This is a genomic window from Paenibacillus odorifer, from assembly GCF_000758725.1.
GTDB lineage: Bacteria > Bacillota > Bacilli > Paenibacillales > Paenibacillaceae > Paenibacillus_AQ > Paenibacillus_AQ odorifer.
The window spans coordinates 2,775,150-2,792,151 of record NZ_CP009428.1 but is presented as its reverse complement, the minus strand read 5'-3'; the positions used below and the strand labels follow the sequence as shown (position 1 = coordinate 2,792,151).

Genomic DNA, 17,002 nt, shown 5'->3' with positions numbered 1-17,002 from the left:
TCTCCATGTTATGGGAATAGGTTCTCCTCTATGAAACGAAATTATACGATTGTGTTCTCACGCATACAGGAATTCGCCATAGCAATGAGCAGCTTCATTCCGTGCAGCATGGCATCTTCGTCAAAATCAAATTTGCTATGGTGATGTGGATAGTCAGCCTCTTTATCCGGATTTCCTGCACCCACAAACATAAAGCAGCCTGGAATCTCCTTAACATAATAGGCAAAATCCTCAGCTGGCATCAGCTTTTCCATCCGAATCACCTCAACAGATTCTCCTAAAGCCGCTGAGGCCACCTCGAAAAACCGCTGAACTTCACCATCGTGATTTACGAGGGGAGGATATCCCATTACGTAATCTATCTTAGCTTCTGCCCCGTAAGCGCTGGCAATAGAAACGCTCATTTCTTCGATTCGCTGGCGTATCAAATGCCGTGTCTCCTCGTCGAATGCCCGCACTGTCCCTGTGATCCGGCATTGCTCGGCAATGACATTCTGGGCGAATCCCCCTTGAATGGTTCCTACACTGAGTACAGCAGGCTCCAGCGGGTTCACAGAGCGGCTTACAATGCTCTGGAGCTGGGTCACCAGCGCCGCTCCCGCCACGATGCTATCAATGGTACGGTTCGGCATGCCGCCGTGTCCGCCTTTGCCAATGATATCTATAAAAAACTCGTCCGCAGACGCCATCAACGGTCCCGGAGCACTCCCTACAGTTCCCATAGGCAATGGAGTCCACAGATGCAGACCATACACCGCATCCGCTCCTTCTAACATGCCTTCGGCGATCATCCCCTGCGCCCCTCCTGGGCATACTTCCTCTGCGGGCTGAAAAAGAAAACGCAGCTCCCCTTCCAGCTCCTCAAGCCGACTGCTGTAGTAAGAGGCTACACCGAGCAGTATGGAAGTGTGGCCATCATGTCCACAGGCATGCATTACCCCTTCATTTTGCGAAACGTAATCCTTCTTGTTCTCCTCTTTAATAGGTAGGGCGTCCATATCCGCGCGAAGAACAACGGTTTTCCCCGGCCGCTTCCCCCGTAATATACCAAGCACACCATACCCTGTCCCGCTTTTTCTGACTTCAATTCCGAATTTGGCTAACTTATCTGCTATAAATGCTGACGTTTCCTTTTCATGAAAAGACAACTCCGGATGACGATGCAAATGGCGTCTCCATTCCACGATCTCCGGCATGAGCGAATCAACCGCTAAGCTCTTCATAAGTTCTCCATCCCCTTCTCGATAAACCCGCATCCATAGCAAGCGATAGCAGTCCTGTTCACTTTGTTCCAGCCGCGAACGACTATAATTCTTTTATTGTAGCAGAAACGCAAAAAACTGGGTATTGTTAGGCACTGCCTACTCTTGCACAACCTTTAGAAACATACTATCATGAGGTAGAACATCAGCAATCGGATCAGAAATTCATCATTATACTTCATAAGGGGGATATGCGTGCTATGATTTTTGAGAACACGGGCCTCGTAGGATTGAAGAGTGATCTTCTCTATCTGGACGAGAGTGCCACAAAAGCTGGCTTCATCCGCTGGCAATGGGAATACTATCGTGCCACTTACGACTGCAAAATTGAAGACCCACAGGATGGTGGCGAATACTTCCTACGCATTAACACTCGCGCTGTCGAGGGAAAGCTAGAGAAGTCTGATGCCGTACTTGCAATTGAAGCCGTATACTTAGGAAAAGCAACCTTCCCTCATGGCCTGGAATATGAATCTCCGGTGCCAAAACCAGTATTGGACACTGCTGCTAAGCGGATTCTTGAATTAAAGCAGCTGTTAGAGGCTTGAGTAACAGAAAGGGAACGACGAAACAAAATGTCAGCCTGCCCAAAAGAGGAACACCCGATTTCCAACTACTTATCTTAACACTACTACTTGTGGGTTTCGGTCTAGTCATGGTCTTCAGTGCTAGCTCAAGCTTAACATTAGCAAGCTCGAAGTTCGGTAATGACCCTCTATATTTCATTAAACGCCAAGTGATCTGGATCGTACTCGGAACCGTTGTTATGTTTATAGCTATGAACATTCACTACAGTAAGTTTAAGAAGTGGTATGTACCTATTTTTATCATCACCGTTATTCTTCTGCTCGTGGTAGCCTTCTCTGAAAAAATTAATGGTGCCAAGAGCTGGCTTAGTATCGGGAAACTTGGAATTCAACCCACCGAATTAGCCAAAATATCGATTATCCTGTATATCTCAGCACTCATCACCAAAAAAGGTGAACGGTTTAGAGATTTCCGTACAGGATATATCCCTGTAATGGTTATCGTGGGTATTGTTGCCGGACTTATAATGATGCAACCGGATTTAGGTTCTTGCCTCATTCTCGTAGCTACCAGCGGACTTGTTATTTATGCCGGTGGTGCCAGCATGAAGCATATTCTGGGCTCTATAGCACTGCTAGTGCTGGGTGTAGGACTAGTTATAGGCGCCAAAGCAGCGATTGATTCCTTATCTCCATCCGATAAAGCCACTGACACTCAGGATTATAGAAAAGGTCGTATCGTTGCCTTTTTAGATCCTTATCAGGTTGCTGAGGGTGATGGTTATAACATTATTCAATCCTTAACCGCTCTTGGCCAAGGTGGAGTAAGTGGTTCCGGCTTCGGCAAAAGCATTCAAAAGCTGGACTATCTAAAATACCCTTATACGGACTTTATCTTCCCCGTAATTGGTGAAGAGTTCGGCTTTCTAGGGACCTCCATATTTTTGATGTTATATCTGTATTTTATCTGGCGGGGTATTCTAATCGCTTTAAGGTGTAAGGATCCCTTTGGTACGCTCGTCGGAATTGGGATTATGGGCCTCATAGCCATTCAGGCCTTTGTCAATATCGGCGGTGTAACCAATACAATCCCTCTTACCGGCGTTACCTTGCCGTTTATCAGCTACGGGGGCTCTTCACTCCTTGTCAGCATGCTGTGCATGGGAATTATGCTAAGCATCTCAAGAGAAACCAACCTTCCTGCCAAAGAGGAAGTAACGAAATCTGTAACAACGGTTAGACAGGTTCGTTCCCGGTAAGATTTATAAAGCCGGAGGTTAGGGGATATACACATAAAAAAGCAGCCCAGGGAATTAACCTTGGACTGCTTTTTTGTGTACAAGTTTTTTAAGAGATTTCATCATTCTTGAAAGCTACGCCTTCAACTTTGACATTTACCTCAACAATATGAAGTCCAGTCATGCTCTCCACAGCTTCACGTACGTTCTGCTGAAGCATCCGGCACACTTCGTGGATCGGTGTTTCATAGAGAACGATAATTCGTAGATCTACTGCTGCTTCCAGCTGTCCTACTTCAACGGTAACGCCCTTCTGAACGTTCTTACCGCTTAGACGTTTCGCCCAGCCTTCTGACAGGCCACCAGACATGGCTGCAATTCCCGGAGTCTCCAAGGCAGCCAAACCGGCAATTTTTGAGACGACGTCATTTGAAATTCGTATATTTCCCATTTCCAGTTGAAGTTGTTCTGCCATGCCATATCCCCCCTACACTCATTATCAATTATTGTAATTCCAAAACAGGCTAAAAAGCAAATCACTTTATCGCTTTCTCGTTTACACCTAGGAACAATTTGGGTATATTGATTATGAATTCAATCTAAATACATAGATAGGAGTGTCCTTTACATTGAAAAAATGGATTTCACCATCACTGATGGGTATCACCTTTATCCTTAGTGCAATCGGCCATTATGCCGATTGGGATCATACCCTGCAGTTCATTCTCTCAGCAATCGCTGTGGTGTTTGTGGCTGGATTTCTCGGCCGGGCTACTGAAAGTGTAGCTCATTATGCCGGACAGCGACTGGGCGGCTTCCTTAACGCCACCTTCGGCAATGCTGCTGAGCTAATCATTGCCTTCTTCCTGGTCAAGGAAGGATTGTTCGACATGGTCAAAGCCAGTCTTACCGGTTCTATTATCGGCAACCTGTTGCTTGTTCTAGGATTGAGTATTTTCGCCGGCGGGATGAAGTTCAAAGTTCAGAACTTTAACGTAACCCTTGCCGGAATGAATGGCTCCTTGATGATCGTTGCCGTCATTGCCTTATTTGTTCCCGCTATGTTCTTTACCACCCACTCTATTACGGAGAAGGATACAGATGTGCTCAGTTTAATCGTTGCCGGACTGCTCATCGCTTCGTACATTGCTTGGCTAATCTTCTCCATGATCACGCATAAGAAACATCTAGAGGACGTTACAGAAGAGGGTAAAGAAGAGTTAGCCCATGAGCATGCCCCTGCATGGTCCAGAAACAAATCCATCCTTTATCTAGTGCTTGCCACCGTAATGGTAGCCTTCGTGAGTGAGTGGCTGGTAGGGACGTTAGAGACTTTAACAGAACGTTTCGGATTCAGCGAGCTGTTTGTAGGTGCGTTCCTCGTAGCCATCATCGGTAATGCCGCAGAGCATAGTGCAGCCATTATGCTGGCCATGAAGAACAAAATCGGTGCAGCCGTAGAAATTGCAGTTGGAAGCAGTCTCCAAATCGCCCTGTTCGTAGCACCTGTCCTAATCTTCGCCAGTTATTTCATGGGTGATACAATGGACATTGTTTTTACGACCATTGAGATTGTCGCCATCGGTGTAGCCGTCTTTATTGCCAAATCAATTACCCAGGACGGCTCGACTAACTGGTATGAGGGCCTCTTGTTATTAACTGTTTACCTGATTTTAGGAGTCTCCTTCTATCTCGTATAATTATTATTAACCATTGTACACAACAAAAAGCGCACATGAGCGATTCGTCCTCATGTGCGCTTCTATAAATACTTAAGAAACCGATATTTATTCTTCTTTCGCTTTGTTGTTCAAAGCCTCGTAGAGTACTGCTAAGTTACGCTCCAGCTTACTTAGTACCATCTTACCAGTAATTTCTGGGACCAAACCTGCTCTAACCGCAAAATCCACTTCTCTGGAGAAACCGTACATCTGGGTATCCAGCACTTCCTCATAGAGAGGGCAGTAGCGTGTTGCCAGATTCTCCATCTGCACTTCTATAAGTTGCTGAATTTTATCGGCATCTTCTTGTAGAAGATTGATTGCTTTAAGATTATACTGTTCCTGTAATTCCGATGAAGTCATGCCTCTATCCCCCCCATGTCCAAAAGTTAAGCTGCTTTTACTATTTTACTTAATATTAGACGAAATCCGGTATCAATACAACAATTCAGTTTATACTAACCATATATTTAAAAGAACCTGCTGCGTTATCCTATCAAGTTTCATATCTACTTCTAGAAAAAACGCCCCACCGAAAACCGGTAGGACGTTTTTAGCACGACTATTACTCAGCAACAACTGTGAATTTCAAACCGTGTTTTGCAAACACTTCAGTCATTGCCTTCTTAGCTTCTTCAGCATCTGCCCCATGAACATGAAGCTCATAGCTTTGGCTGGATACCAAAGTAGTGAACAAACCAAGGATACTTTTAACATCAATGTACTTGTTGTCCGCTTGAAGAACGATTGAAGAGTTGAACTGGCCTGCCGTTTGGGCAATATCGACAATTGCCGCATTGTTACTGGACATAGAAATCCCTCCGCAACTTGATTATAAAACTTTAGTCTTTTGTTATCATTTCTTATGATACATTGAATCCGCTTACTTGTGCAAGGAGTTTTCTTGTTATTACATTTTATTTCAAGTTTTCAGGATTCAGACCTTCGAGTTCCGGCAACACAAAAATTCCATCCTTACGGATCAATACATCGTCAAAATAAATTTCTCCGCCGCCATAATCTGGACGTTGGATCAACACAAGATCCCAGTGAATGGAGGAGCGGTTACCGTTATCTGTAACATCATATGCTTGTCCTGGCGTAAAGTGCAGGCTGCCTGCGATTTTTTCGTCAAAAAGAATATCATTCATCGGGTGAAGAATGTAAGGGTTAAACCCGATAGCGAATTCGCCAATATGACGTGCGCCGTCATCTGAATTCAAAATCTCGTTCAAACGGGCGGAGTCATTGCTGGTGGCTTCAACAATTTTTCCGTTCTCGAATTTGAATTTGATATTTTCAAAGGTCACTCCATTATATACTGACGGTGCATTATAGCTGATCGTTCCATTTACAGAATCGCGAACTGGGGCGCTGTAAACCTCGCCATCCGGAATATTTTTTTGCCCGGAGCATTTCTCTGCACCGATTCCTTTAATCGAGAACTTAAGATCTGTCCCAGCACTCAAAATATGTACCTTATCCGTTCTGCGCATGAGATCAGCTAAAGCATCCTGAGCCTTGTCCATCTTGGCGTAATCCAAATTACACACTTCGAAATAAAAGTCCTCAAACGCTTCAGTGCTAATATTCGCAAGCTGAGCCATGCTCGCATTCGGATAACGCAGTACTACCCACTTCGTATGCTTCACACGTTGTTCGCTATGCACTGGATGAGAGTACAACGAGTTATACAATTTCATATTTTCTTCAGGAACATCAGACAGGTCATTCACATTCTCACCTGCACGAATCCCGATATAACAATCCATTTGCTTCATCCGGTTCAAGTCAATTTCAGCCCATGTCTGAAGACTCTCACGAGTTGCGTATTTAAGCATGCTGCGCAGGACTGTACGATCTGTTAATTGTACAAAAGCATGACCGCCGGCCTTGCCGATTTCCTCTACAACTGCTTTAATTAAATCTCTTTCATTGCCAATCATTTCGACGAGCACGTTCTCGCCTGGCTGGACATTTACGGAATAACCGACTAGGTTAGCCGCCAGCTTTTGAATTCTGGGATCTTTCATTGTGTATTCTTCCTTCCTCTGTCTAAAAAATAAGCAAGCTTTTCTATTGTAGCACGCCCTGTATGGAGCGCAAGACCTGTAGGATAATGTGAAAATCAACGAAAGCCTGAAAAATTCACCTGTGATACATAAGTTTCATTATCAGAATTATTCCCCGCTTCCAAGTAGGTAACCTTACGATTTAAGGTGAGCTTTCTCGGCAGATTATGTTTTGTATCAACGGTTAAATGGTAGACAGTCTCAACATTAGCTTGTTTCAGCTTTTGCTGTAATTCATTATTTTTCTTCTCCCACAGTTCCACTAAAGCTTGCGTAACCGCCTGATCGTTCTTTGTTATTTTCCCAGCCGAATCAGGTGTTTCAGGTCGAAGGTCTTGCATCTCTTTTTCTAATTCAGCAGTCAGTTGCTTTCTGGCCTCAGCAGGCGTCAGCTCGATCCGCAGCACATTTGTCCCTCTGCCTGCACCCGCATCTTCAGTCACATTAGCCTCCATGGATTGCAGCTCCTCCAGCTGTTTTAACGGATTAAGCAAAGCAAGCGGATTTCCGTCCTCAGATGAACCTTCAGTGGTCAACGCTACCCATTCCCCCTCTTTTTTCTCTAGCTGACTATGGAGAGCTTTCATAGAAGTGATGCCGCTTTTTAAATCTTTAGCGCTATTAGCTGCTTTTTTTGTGGATGAGGATTTATCAGGAAGCAGTGTATACAGATTGACCTTCTTATGGTCCTGTACTGTGCCTTCGTAAAATATCATGGATTCCGGAACGGTCTTTCCACCTTTTGTAAGCATGGTTGACCCTTTAAAAGTAACCCCATCGCTGCCCGTTATACCCGCTAACACCAAACTTAGATCTTTCTTGGCTGGTTTGTCTCTAATAACGCTGCAACCGCTGTTGAACACGCAGGACAAGGTAAAAATCATAAGAACTAACCCCTTTAGTAACAATGACTTTCTCACGGTCATCAGGCCTTTCTTGGAGTATTTTACTTTACAGCCCACTATAGGGTTCTCCCTTCCTGCGCGCCTTATACAGATGCAAATACGTTGCTGCTATCGTTTTCCATACATTGCTCTAACTTATGCGCGTTCGTCGCTTGCTTTCGAATGTCAGTACATACCACCTTCAGACTCACGAAGTTACCGCTGCCAGTCGCCGCACCGTTGTCGCTTTCGGACACAGCTGACCTTAATTACAGTATTTTGCGATATTTCGTATGCCAACGGACTCCATTGCAGCTATTGATCCGAAATGCGTCCGATATGCCCCTCTTATTAAGGAATAGCGTCTCCGGAGTCCGAAAACATGCTTAAAAAGCTAAAATCACGCAAATAACGTCATCTGAGTCCGATGCATCGCAGCAGGATGATAGATACATAGTCGAAGCAGCCAGCCATCTGCCAAAACAAAAAGCAGCGACTCTCCAATAAGGGGAGAACCGCTGCTCTGCTATCTTTTTTTACTTATGAGGCAATCCCTTCACACCACTGCCATTCTCTTTAGTGTCAACGATCACCTGGTTACGCCCATTGTTCTTAGCTTTATACAGTGCCATATCCGCTCGATAGAACAGGGATTCCACGCTTACACGTTCGTCCATCCAGCTCCATTCTGCTATACCGCAGGACACTGTTACATTAGGTTCGGTTTCGTTCATCACCCGCTTGCGAATACGCTCAGCCACATTTACTGCCTGTTCTACTCCCATTAATGGTAAATAGACCGACAGTTCTTCTCCGCCCCACCTCGCAGCAATATCACCTTGTCGGATGGAGGACTTCACAATTTCACTGACCTCTTTTAAAATCTTGTCACCCTTTTGATGACCATAGGTATCATTCACCATCTTGAACTGATCGATATCCACAACGATTAAGCAACCGCAAAAATCTGTAGACTGCCGTTCCTTTATTTCTTCGTCCAGATAATGACGAGCATAAAGTCCAGTTAGGCTATCTCTGTTCGCTAGACGTCTAACTTCGGCATGCAGCCTTGCGTTCCCTACAGCAAGTCCAATATGCCCCGCCATCGCCTGAAGCAATCTGTAATTGTCATAAGAGAAATAATGGGCATCGCGATGCGCCAACATGATGGCACCACGCACTTCACCACCTACACTTAAAGGTGTGGCAATCAGCGACTGCGACCCGGTAGCATTCATTAAACGAGAAGTAGTATTAGGATTATCTATGTAGTTAGACATGATTAATGATTCCCCAGTAGTATAGACCTTCCCGCCTAAACCTTGTCCTACTTCTAAAATCTCATTTTGCAAGGAGGAATGATTGCAAGCTATAACCTCTAGCCCGCCCTTTTCTTCGTTCATATGTAAAATACAGCAGTAGTCTGCACCAAACATCTCAAGCAGCTCTTCAAACGCAAATTGGAAAATATCTCCTAAGCGCAAGCTTTGATTCAGACGCTGTGTAAGTTCGTTACTCATACGCAGCTCACGAATGAGCTGATTGGAGCGTTCATACAGCTTGGCATTCTCAAAAGCAGTACCTGCGGTATCTGCCACCATCGAGAGAAACCGTAAATCTACATCCATAAAGATTGAGTTATCCATCACCATGTGGAATACCCCATAAACCCCCTGCTTGCCACCTAGCGGAAGACCAATTTCTACAATGTGTTGATCTTCAGTATTGGTGTTCAGAGCAACACGGCCGTCTTTAAATGCTCTAGCGCAGACATCATCACTGGACATCTGAAACGGTAAAGGTTTGACCTGCGGATGAGTGCTGCGGTGATCTTGCGACATAAACAGCTCAAGCCTGGCACCAGGGTACATTGCAGAAATGCTATCTATAACCTCCGTAAGCACGGCGTTCACATCAATATTGTCATGCATCCGCTGAACGATCTGAAATAACAAGGAGCGGCGATTGCTCTCACGTTCAGCATGTAGATGAACACTCGCAAGATCAGTTACAAAAATATGTTCAAACTTATGATAGAAAATGGTCCGGTACTGCAACGATATAGCCTCAGCAGTATCTCGTCCACCCATTAAATATTGTTGTGTCGGCATAGCACAGCCCAGGCAAGCAAAAATTTCTTTGTCAACGCGAGTGATGAGCGGTATAGTAAAAAAGCTCATATCCTGACCTTGCACCGTCAGTTGAACAGATGAGGTTGTGCCGGAAAGTAAACTAGCTGCCGCCGCCTGCTCCCATTGGTGCCTCCATCGTTCTTGCTGATCGGCAATATTAGCAAAATATCTGCCTTCAAAATTCAGTACACACCAATCCCATGATTTAGCGAACGGTAGAGCCTCTAGCCCATCGATCCATTCCTCGAAGCTGTCTGCAATCAGATTGGCCAAATATGGGAAGTCATGGGACACTATTTCCGTTTCCCTAAGCCAGGCGGTGGGATCTTCGGAATCTCTACTAGCGTGCAATTTGTCCTGTATCAGCATACGACTGTCTTTATAAGCGTATGCTTTCTGTTCTGACATAACGAAGATCCCCTTTGCTTCTCAATTAAGAAAAAAAACCTTCCCAATTAACATCTAATTAACTATATTTTACTCCCTTTCTTTGTGTATTGCATTATATTTTCCTTATTTCCGGGATTTTTTTTAGGACCAAAGAACTAACGACAAAGAATGACAAAAACTCTTTTAATATGCGCTTGACTTTATATACTACTTTCATATAATATTTATTGTTGAACAAGACTGTAACAAGTCTTACTTGGGCGTAACGTTGTGTCACCCTCACGCATTTCGTTACTGCCAGGGCAGCGGCTGAACTTCCCTGGTAGTGTGGAAGCCAATAATGCTAATCACGGATACGAAATGCGGCGCAAATAGAGCCCTAACCTGAAATTTCAAATATAAAGGAGTCTACTATAACATGGCACGTTACACCGGACCTAAATTCAAACTCAGCCGCCGTCTGGGCATTTCCCTTAGCGGTACAGGCAAAGACCTGAAACGCCCTTTCCCACCAGGACAACACGGCGCTAACCAACGCAGAAAAGTAAGTAACTACGGAATGCAGCTTTTGGAAAAACAAAAACTGCGTCACATGTACGGCTTGGGAGAGAAACAATTCCGTACTCTCTTCGCTAAAGCACAAAAACTTCCAGGTCTTGCGGGCGAAAACTTCATGTTCTTGCTTGAAAGCCGCTTGGACAACCTAGTTTACCGTCTTGGATTTGCTAACTCCCGTGCTGGAGCACGTCAGTTGGTATCCCACGGACACGTAACTGTAAACGGCAAAAAAGTCGACATCGCTTCTTACCGTGTAAGCTTGGGCGACGTTATCGGTCTTCGCGAGAAGAGCCAAGGCATGGCTTCCATCAAAGAAGCTCTTGCTAACCGTAACCACCTTCCAGCTTACCTGGAATATGCTGAAGGATCTTTCGAAGGTAAATATATCCGTTTGCCAGAACGTTCCGAGCTTTCCCAGGATATCGATGAGAAACAAATCGTCGAGTTCTACAACCGTTAATATCTCGCTTTTAGCGGGTATGACCGAAGCCTCCGGATTAATCCGGGGGCTTTTTGTTATGTCTATATTCTAAATTCCAAGCCGTTTGTTGCCTATTACGCTTTCGCAAATCATACCCTAAATTACTTTATTTATAATTTTTGCACAAAAGTCGAATCTTAAGACCATGAGAATCAGGTAGAAGCGCATTCAAAAACGCCAATTTATGCTATAATAATTCCGTTAAAAGGAGGAATTATCGTCGATGGCTCAAGAGAACAAGAAAAAAAACGCTAAGAAGCCTTCACCCCGCAGATCCGCCCTAAGCAGGTTCGGTTCTGTAGTTAAGTGGATGTTTATTCTTGGAATAATAGGCGTTCTATTTGCCGGTGGTGCTGTAGCAGGCTATGTCGCTTCCATTGTGAAGGATGAACCTGTTCGCTCCGAAGAAATGATTCAGCAGCAGGTCAGTCAAAATGCGATCACCGGATTCGCTTATTTCCGAGACGGCGCACCGATCGGCCAGCTTCGGACAGAAGAAGACCGAAGGCTCATTGAATTCAACGATATCCCCCAGCTTATTATCGATGCAGTTCTCGCAATAGAGGACAATAATTTTAATGAGCATAATGGCGTGGATTTCAAAGGCACCTTGCGTGCCGTCAAACAAAAGCTTCTCAATGAATCCGTTCAGACCGGAGGCAGTACACTCACCCAGCAGCTCGCAAGACGTGTATTCCTGAATCTGGATCGGACAGAAGATCGTAAAGTAAAAGAAATTCTACTTTCTCTTAGATTGGAACGCTTCTTGACCAAGCAAGAAATATTAACGGCTTATCTAAATAAGGTTCCTTTCGGCAATGGTTCGAATGGCTACAATGTTTTCGGGATTAAAGCAGCAGCCAAGGGGATATTCGGTCTAGACGATCTGGACAAATTGAATGTCGCTCAAGCAGCGTATTTGGCTGGTCTTCCGCAGCTCCCTTCTGCTTATTCTGCATTTAATGGCATAGGTGAATTCAACGAAAAAGCTTTCAACAGAGCTATGGACCGTCAACATCTTGTACTTCGTCGTATGCTTGAGGAGAATAAGATCACTACCTCTCAATATGATGAAGCCCTTAAATTTGATATCAAGAGTTCTCTGGCGCCACATACCAAAAAAGCCTATGCTACATATCCATACCTGATGATGGAGACTGAGCGTAAAGCATCCGAGATCCTTCTATCATTGAATGAAGAGAAAAATGGCACAACGGATGCCAATAGCACTACTGACAATGCCGTGTTACTTGAAGAAGCAAGACAGCAGCTCATGACCGGCGGTTATCGAGTCTACACAACTATTGATAAAAAAGTTTACAATGCAATGCATAGTGTCTCAGAAGACAGCAATAATTTTACTAAAGACAGCAAAACCAAAGGTATGGAACAGACGGCTGGCATGTTAATTGATAACAAAACGGGAGCCATTCTCGGCATGATTGAGGGCCGCGACTTCAATATTGAGCAGATGAATTATGCTACCCAAATGATCCGTCAGCCCGGATCGACTATGAAGCCAATTTCAGCTTATTTACCAGCCTTAGATGCAGGGCTGATTCAGCCTGCCGGGATTGTGGATGACGCGCCAATTATTCTAAAAGACGGCGGAAAAGGATTCCATATTCCCAAGAATGCCAATAACCGCTATCAAGGTCTGGTCACTGCCCGTTACGCACTTAACAAATCGCTCAACTTGCCTGCGCTTAAGCTGTTTAATGAAAAGGTCGGAATAGAGAAATCTTGGGCCTTTACTAAAAAGCTGGGGATCACCACCCTCACAGATGATGATTACAGCGCGCAGACTGGGGTTATAGGCGGTCTCAAATACGGTGTATCCGTAGAAGAGTTAACCAATGCCTATTCCGCTATCGGCAACCAGGGAGCCTTTAATGATGCCTACATGATTGAGAAAATCGTCAATTCAGAGGGCAAAATTATCTATCAGCACAAGGTTAATCCTGAGCAAGTATTCTCTAAGCAAACAGCTTACCTAATGACAGATATGCTGCGAACTGTAATTACAGAGGGTACAGCCAGCACCGTAAAAAGAGCATACAAACACTCTAAAGAAATTCCGATTGTCGGTAAGACTGGATCTACCCAGAATTATGGGGACGTATGGTTTATGGGCTACACTCCTGATGTCACATTGGGAATGTGGGTCGGTTACAAAGAGCAAATCAACACCCTTACGGGAGATACACAAAAACGTCAAGCCCAAACATTATGGGCAAAAGTATTGAATGCTGTCATTGATAAGCAGCCGGAACTATTCGTCACAGACAAATTTGCACAGCCTGAAGGAATTATCAAAAAGACAGTTTCAGCATATAGCGGCAAACTGCCAACATCTCTGACTGATAAATTCACAACGGATATATTTAATACAAAATATGTGCCAAAAGAGAGCGACGACGGGATTTCCAAAGCCAAGTATATTACTTACAAAGGCGTCAATTATATCCCGTTGGAAGGTACTCCAGAGGAGTTCCTAAAGGAAAAAATCGTCGTTAAACGTGAGAAGCCGATACAGGAACTCGTCAAAGAACTCCTGGCTGCCTTCCCTAAGATGAAGGATCATAAATCACTGGAGTATTATATGCCAGCCGATGCCAAGACGGATTTTCCAACAGAAGTTGATCCACGAGTGGACGACGGGGCTTCCCCTGCTGCTCCTGGAAATGTTAACGTCTCTTATAGCACTGGTAAAGCGGTCATCAGCTTCTCCGCTAGCAGCTCGGCAGATGTTGTGGGATACCGCTTATATCGTTCATTAAATGGAGGTTCTTTCCAAAAGCAATCTATACTCATGGCAGATGAGAACAAGGTATTCACGCCGGGTACACCGGCAAGTGCTAATGCAACCTTCTATGTAACCGCCGTGGATGTTGCAGGTAATGAGACGGCTTCTGGCAGCGTTGCTGGAGGGATTACACCAACACCAGAAGCAACTCCTACACCTGATCAACAACCTGGCACAGAGCCGCCTACAGAGCCTGAGACGACACCAGGAGACATTATTGAGGATCCAGGTAACATTCTCCCGCTACCGACGGAAACACCAGCCGGTGGAGGTAACAGTACTGGGGGCAGTAATAATCCCACAGCAGGTAATAATGCAGGGACACGTTAGCCCAAAGATTAATAAATAACTTTACACAGCAAAACACCGTTCCCATGGATTCATCCGGGAACGGTGTTTTTTTACAATTCATTCTAATCCTCAATCGTGGATAGATCTCCTGTCGGAAGATGCAGCTCCCATGCCTTCAGTACACGCCGCATGATTTTACCTGATCGTGTCTTCGGTAGTTTATCCTTAAACTCGATTTCTCGCGGCGCAGCATGTGCAGACAGGCCCGCTTTGACAAAAGCGGCGATCTCCTCTTTCAGAGCAGCAGTTGGAGTATAACCTTCTCTAAGCGAGATAAAAGCCTTAATAATCTCACCCCGCACAAGATCCGGTTTGCCGATTACACCCGCTTCTGCCACTGCCGGATGTTCCACTAATTTGCTCTCCACTTCAAATGGCCCAATACGCTCACCAGAAGAGTTGATAACATCATCAATTCGTCCCTGAAACCAGAAATATCCTTCGTCATCCATATAAGCGGAATCGCCAGAAATGTACCAGCCAGGAATCCGGAAATATTCCTCATACTTCGTCTGATTGTTCCAGATCGTTTTCATCATGGACGGCCACGGAGTTTTTATCGCAAGATTCCCCATAGAGAACGGTGGAAGAACATTTCCCCGATCATCCAGAATCGCTGCTTCAATCCCCGGTAACGGACGGCCCATTGAGCCTGGTTTGATATCCATTGCCGGATAATTACAAATCAATTGTGCCCCTGTTTCAGTCATCCACCAAGTATCATGTATACGCTGATTGTAAAATTTATCTCCCCACCGCACCACTTCCGGATTTAACGGTTCACCAACCGATAGAACATGGCGCAAGCTGCTTAAATCAATCCCCTGTAAGGAGTGCTCCCCTGCACCCATCAACATACGAAAAGCTGTAGGTGCGCTGTACCATACAGATACCTTATTCCGTTCGATTGTCTTATACCAATCCTGAGGACTAAAGCGGCCACCTCTAACTACATTGGTCACCCCGTTTAACCAAGGGGCAAATATGCCGTATGAAGTTCCGGTCACCCAGCCAGGATCTGCCGTACACCAGTATATATCGTCTTGACGTAGATCTAGCACTACTCTGCCTGTATAATAATGTTGAATCATTGCTCTATGCACATGATAAACGCCTTTGGGCTTTCCTGTAGAACCAGATGTATAATGCATAATAAGGCCGTCATTCAAATCAAGCCATTCTAAATTAAGATCAGCAGAAACGTTAGCCATCTCTTCTGCGAACCCTAAGTTTCCTTGCTCAATATCTGTTGCTCCACCTACTAGAAAAATATGACGAAGCTCCGGAAGCTCTTCTCGCTTGACCCGATGCAGCAATTCAGGCGTAGTTACCAGCGCAACGGCTCCACTATCCTCCAAACGATCCTTAACTGCTGTTTCCATGAAGGCTTCGAACAAGGGTCCTGCTATGGCTCCGATTTTGAGAATACCTAGCAGACTGAAATACAGTTCCGGTTGGCGAGGCATAAAAATAAATACCCTATCTCCTTTACCGATGCCATATTTACGCAATACATTTCCGAACCGATTCGACCGTTCCTGCAGATCGGTAAATGTATAGGATTCTTCCCGTACAGTGTCACTGTAGAGTAGGGCCGTTGCCGCTCCCCGCCCTTCATCAACATGGCGATCAACGGCTTCATAGGCCATATTAACCTTGCCGGTTTCATACCATGAGAAATTACGTTCAACATCCTCCCACTCAAAATTGGCTACTGCCTCCGCATAATCAGACATATTGGAGCTCTGCACACGACCCGGCAAAATTTCGCTATGGACTTGACCCATCACTCTTGCCTCCCTCACTCGTTTGATTTAAGCTTTAAGGGTAAGACTCATGTTTTAAATAATGATGTCAATGCAGTGAATGTGAATTTTTTATGTCTGAATTAGTATACCATAGCAAGCGTTTACATACCATTTTTTTGATCTGAAAGGAGCACTGTCATGGAGCATCGCAAAATCCCTATTTCCCATACTCTCTCCTATATGGGTAGAACGATAACTGTGAGCGGACCCCGATCTCCTGAGGACCTTGAAGCCCTGCATATGCATCAGGATCTAGATGCTTTTCGCAGGCCATTAGAGCAGCAAGAGGCGCTCGTAGAGATCGCCAGCTTGCCAGAAGGCCGTGTGATTACTGCGGTAGAGAATGATGTCATAGTGGGCTATGTGACCTTCCATTATCCAGATGAAATGGAGTTATGGTCACAGGGTGGGATGGAGGATCTTATTGAGCTTGGAGCGATAGAGGTGAGTAATGATTATAGAGGGGCCGGACTAGGCCGGCTGCTGATTTCTACTGCTTTTGAACGGGAGCAATTAGAGAATTGTATTGTTTTTACAACAGAGTATTATTGGCACTGGGATTTAAAAGGCAGTGGGCTGGACGTGTGGGCCTATCGCCAAATGATGGAACGCCTGATGAAGACCGTTAATATGGTTTGGTATGCTACGGATGATCCGGAAATCTGCTCACATCCCGCTAACTGCCTAATGGTTCGCATTGGACAAGAGGTGCCCATGTCCTCTCAGGAGACCTTTGACAGAGTACGTTTTAGACAACGTTTCATGTATTGAG

General features: G+C 44.9%; 15 protein-coding genes. 6 read left to right on the top strand and 9 right to left on the bottom strand.

Going from position 1 to position 17,002, the window contains the following annotated elements; translation table 11 throughout:
* Nucleotides 1–41: 41 nt before the first annotated feature.
* Nucleotides 42–1,223 (bottom strand): M20 family metallopeptidase, encoded by a 1,182-nt coding sequence (locus PODO_RS11925; protein ID WP_038570290.1) that lies wholly within the window; start codon nucleotides 1,221–1,223, stop codon nucleotides 42–44.
* 239 nt (nucleotides 1,224–1,462) lie between these two features.
* Between PODO_RS11925 and PODO_RS11920 the strand changes: the two genes are divergently transcribed.
* Together PODO_RS11920 and ftsW are read left to right on the top strand one after the other, a co-directional pair.
* Nucleotides 1,463–1,810, top strand: coding sequence for a YugN family protein (locus PODO_RS11920; protein WP_036686159.1), 348 nt, complete (start codon nucleotides 1,463–1,465; stop codon nucleotides 1,808–1,810).
* Complete coding sequence (gene ftsW, locus PODO_RS11915) at nucleotides 1,807–3,048, top strand: putative lipid II flippase FtsW (protein ID WP_080742469.1); 1,242 nt, start codon at nucleotides 1,807–1,809, stop codon at nucleotides 3,046–3,048. The genes PODO_RS11920 and ftsW overlap by 4 nt, the downstream gene beginning before the upstream one ends.
* Nucleotides 3,049–3,136: 88 nt before the next feature.
* On the opposite strand, the gene PODO_RS11910 is transcribed toward ftsW, so the two are convergent.
* The gene (locus PODO_RS11910; protein WP_019911482.1) at nucleotides 3,137–3,502 is read right to left on the bottom strand and encodes an Asp23/Gls24 family envelope stress response protein; all 366 of its coding nucleotides are present in this window, start codon (nucleotides 3,500–3,502) and stop codon (nucleotides 3,137–3,139) included.
* A 154-nt stretch (nucleotides 3,503–3,656) separates the two neighbouring features.
* Here PODO_RS11910 and cax point away from each other — a divergent pair, with 154 nt between their 5' ends.
* Complete coding sequence (gene cax, locus PODO_RS11905) at nucleotides 3,657–4,727, top strand: calcium/proton exchanger (protein WP_038570286.1); 1,071 nt, start codon at nucleotides 3,657–3,659, stop codon at nucleotides 4,725–4,727.
* A gap of 87 nt (nucleotides 4,728–4,814) precedes the next feature.
* On the opposite strand, the gene PODO_RS11900 is transcribed toward cax, so the two are convergent.
* From PODO_RS11900 to PODO_RS11880, 6 genes are all read right to left on the bottom strand, one after another.
* Nucleotides 4,815–5,111 carry an Fpa/YlaN family protein gene (locus tag PODO_RS11900; RefSeq protein WP_036686156.1) on the bottom strand — a complete coding sequence of 99 codons (297 nt, stop codon included), beginning with the start codon at nucleotides 5,109–5,111 and terminating at the stop codon, nucleotides 4,815–4,817.
* Nucleotides 5,112–5,313: 202 nt separating this feature from the next.
* Nucleotides 5,314–5,559, bottom strand: coding sequence for an HPr family phosphocarrier protein (locus PODO_RS11895; protein ID WP_036686154.1), 246 nt, complete (start codon nucleotides 5,557–5,559; stop codon nucleotides 5,314–5,316).
* 106 nt (nucleotides 5,560–5,665) lie between these two features.
* Nucleotides 5,666–6,781 (bottom strand): aminopeptidase, encoded by a 1,116-nt coding sequence (locus PODO_RS11890; protein WP_036686152.1) that lies wholly within the window; start codon nucleotides 6,779–6,781, stop codon nucleotides 5,666–5,668.
* A 95-nt stretch (nucleotides 6,782–6,876) separates the two neighbouring features.
* Complete coding sequence (locus PODO_RS11885) at nucleotides 6,877–7,704, bottom strand: hypothetical protein (RefSeq protein ID WP_038570284.1); 828 nt, start codon at nucleotides 7,702–7,704, stop codon at nucleotides 6,877–6,879.
* A gap of 104 nt (nucleotides 7,705–7,808) precedes the next feature.
* Nucleotides 7,809–7,961: a hypothetical protein gene (locus PODO_RS31695; protein ID WP_170914251.1), complete on the bottom strand. Its 153-nt coding sequence runs from the start codon at nucleotides 7,959–7,961 to the stop codon at nucleotides 7,809–7,811.
* 279 nt (nucleotides 7,962–8,240) lie between these two features.
* Nucleotides 8,241–10,244, bottom strand: a complete 2,004-nt coding sequence (locus tag PODO_RS11880; protein ID WP_038570281.1) for a sensor domain-containing diguanylate cyclase — start codon at nucleotides 10,242–10,244, stop codon at nucleotides 8,241–8,243.
* A gap of 400 nt (nucleotides 10,245–10,644) precedes the next feature.
* Between PODO_RS11880 and rpsD the strand changes: the two genes are divergently transcribed.
* Together rpsD and PODO_RS11870 are read left to right on the top strand one after the other, a co-directional pair.
* Entirely contained in the window at nucleotides 10,645–11,244 is a 600-nt protein-coding gene (gene rpsD / locus PODO_RS11875) for a 30S ribosomal protein S4 (protein WP_036686147.1), read from the top strand.
* Between the two features lie 244 nt (nucleotides 11,245–11,488).
* Nucleotides 11,489–14,401, top strand: coding sequence for a transglycosylase domain-containing protein (locus PODO_RS11870; RefSeq protein WP_051491442.1), 2,913 nt, complete (start codon nucleotides 11,489–11,491; stop codon nucleotides 14,399–14,401).
* 83 nt (nucleotides 14,402–14,484) lie between these two features.
* Here the strand turns inward: PODO_RS11870 and acsA are convergent, their stop codons facing one another.
* Nucleotides 14,485–16,209: an acetate--CoA ligase gene (gene acsA / locus PODO_RS11865; RefSeq protein WP_038570278.1), complete on the bottom strand. Its 1,725-nt coding sequence runs from the start codon at nucleotides 16,207–16,209 to the stop codon at nucleotides 14,485–14,487.
* 159 nt (nucleotides 16,210–16,368) lie between these two features.
* Here acsA and PODO_RS11860 point away from each other — a divergent pair, with 159 nt between their 5' ends.
* Nucleotides 16,369–17,001, top strand: coding sequence for a GNAT family N-acetyltransferase (locus tag PODO_RS11860; RefSeq protein ID WP_036686143.1), 633 nt, complete (start codon nucleotides 16,369–16,371; stop codon nucleotides 16,999–17,001).
* Nucleotide 17,002 lies beyond the last annotated feature (1 nt).

What these genes read in the sequence shown, in the direction of transcription:
- PODO_RS11925 (WP_038570290.1), bottom strand. Translation starts at nt 1,223, where the DNA reads ATGAAGAGCTTAGCGGTTGATTCGCTCATGCCGGAGATCGTGGAATGG.
- PODO_RS11920 (WP_036686159.1), top strand. Translation starts at nt 1,463, where the DNA reads ATGATTTTTGAGAACACGGGCCTCGTAGGATTGAAGAGTGATCTTCTC.
- PODO_RS11910 (WP_019911482.1), bottom strand. Translation starts at nt 3,502, where the DNA reads ATGGCAGAACAACTTCAACTGGAAATGGGAAATATACGAATTTCAAAT.
- PODO_RS11900 (WP_036686156.1), bottom strand. Translation starts at nt 5,111, where the DNA reads ATGACTTCATCGGAATTACAGGAACAGTATAATCTTAAAGCAATCAAT.
- PODO_RS11895 (WP_036686154.1), bottom strand. Translation starts at nt 5,559, where the DNA reads ATGTCCAGTAACAATGCGGCAATTGTCGATATTGCCCAAACGGCAGGC.
- PODO_RS11890 (WP_036686152.1), bottom strand. Translation starts at nt 6,781, where the DNA reads ATGAAAGATCCCAGAATTCAAAAGCTGGCGGCTAACCTAGTCGGTTAT.
- PODO_RS11885 (WP_038570284.1), bottom strand. Translation starts at nt 7,704, where the DNA reads ATGATTTTTACCTTGTCCTGCGTGTTCAACAGCGGTTGCAGCGTTATT.
- PODO_RS11880 (WP_038570281.1), bottom strand. Translation starts at nt 10,244, where the DNA reads ATGTCAGAACAGAAAGCATACGCTTATAAAGACAGTCGTATGCTGATA.
- rpsD (WP_036686147.1), top strand. Translation starts at nt 10,645, where the DNA reads ATGGCACGTTACACCGGACCTAAATTCAAACTCAGCCGCCGTCTGGGC.
- PODO_RS11870 (WP_051491442.1), top strand. Translation starts at nt 11,489, where the DNA reads ATGGCTCAAGAGAACAAGAAAAAAAACGCTAAGAAGCCTTCACCCCGC.
- acsA (WP_038570278.1), bottom strand. Translation starts at nt 16,209, where the DNA reads ATGGGTCAAGTCCATAGCGAAATTTTGCCGGGTCGTGTGCAGAGCTCC.
- PODO_RS11860 (WP_036686143.1), top strand. Translation starts at nt 16,369, where the DNA reads ATGGAGCATCGCAAAATCCCTATTTCCCATACTCTCTCCTATATGGGT.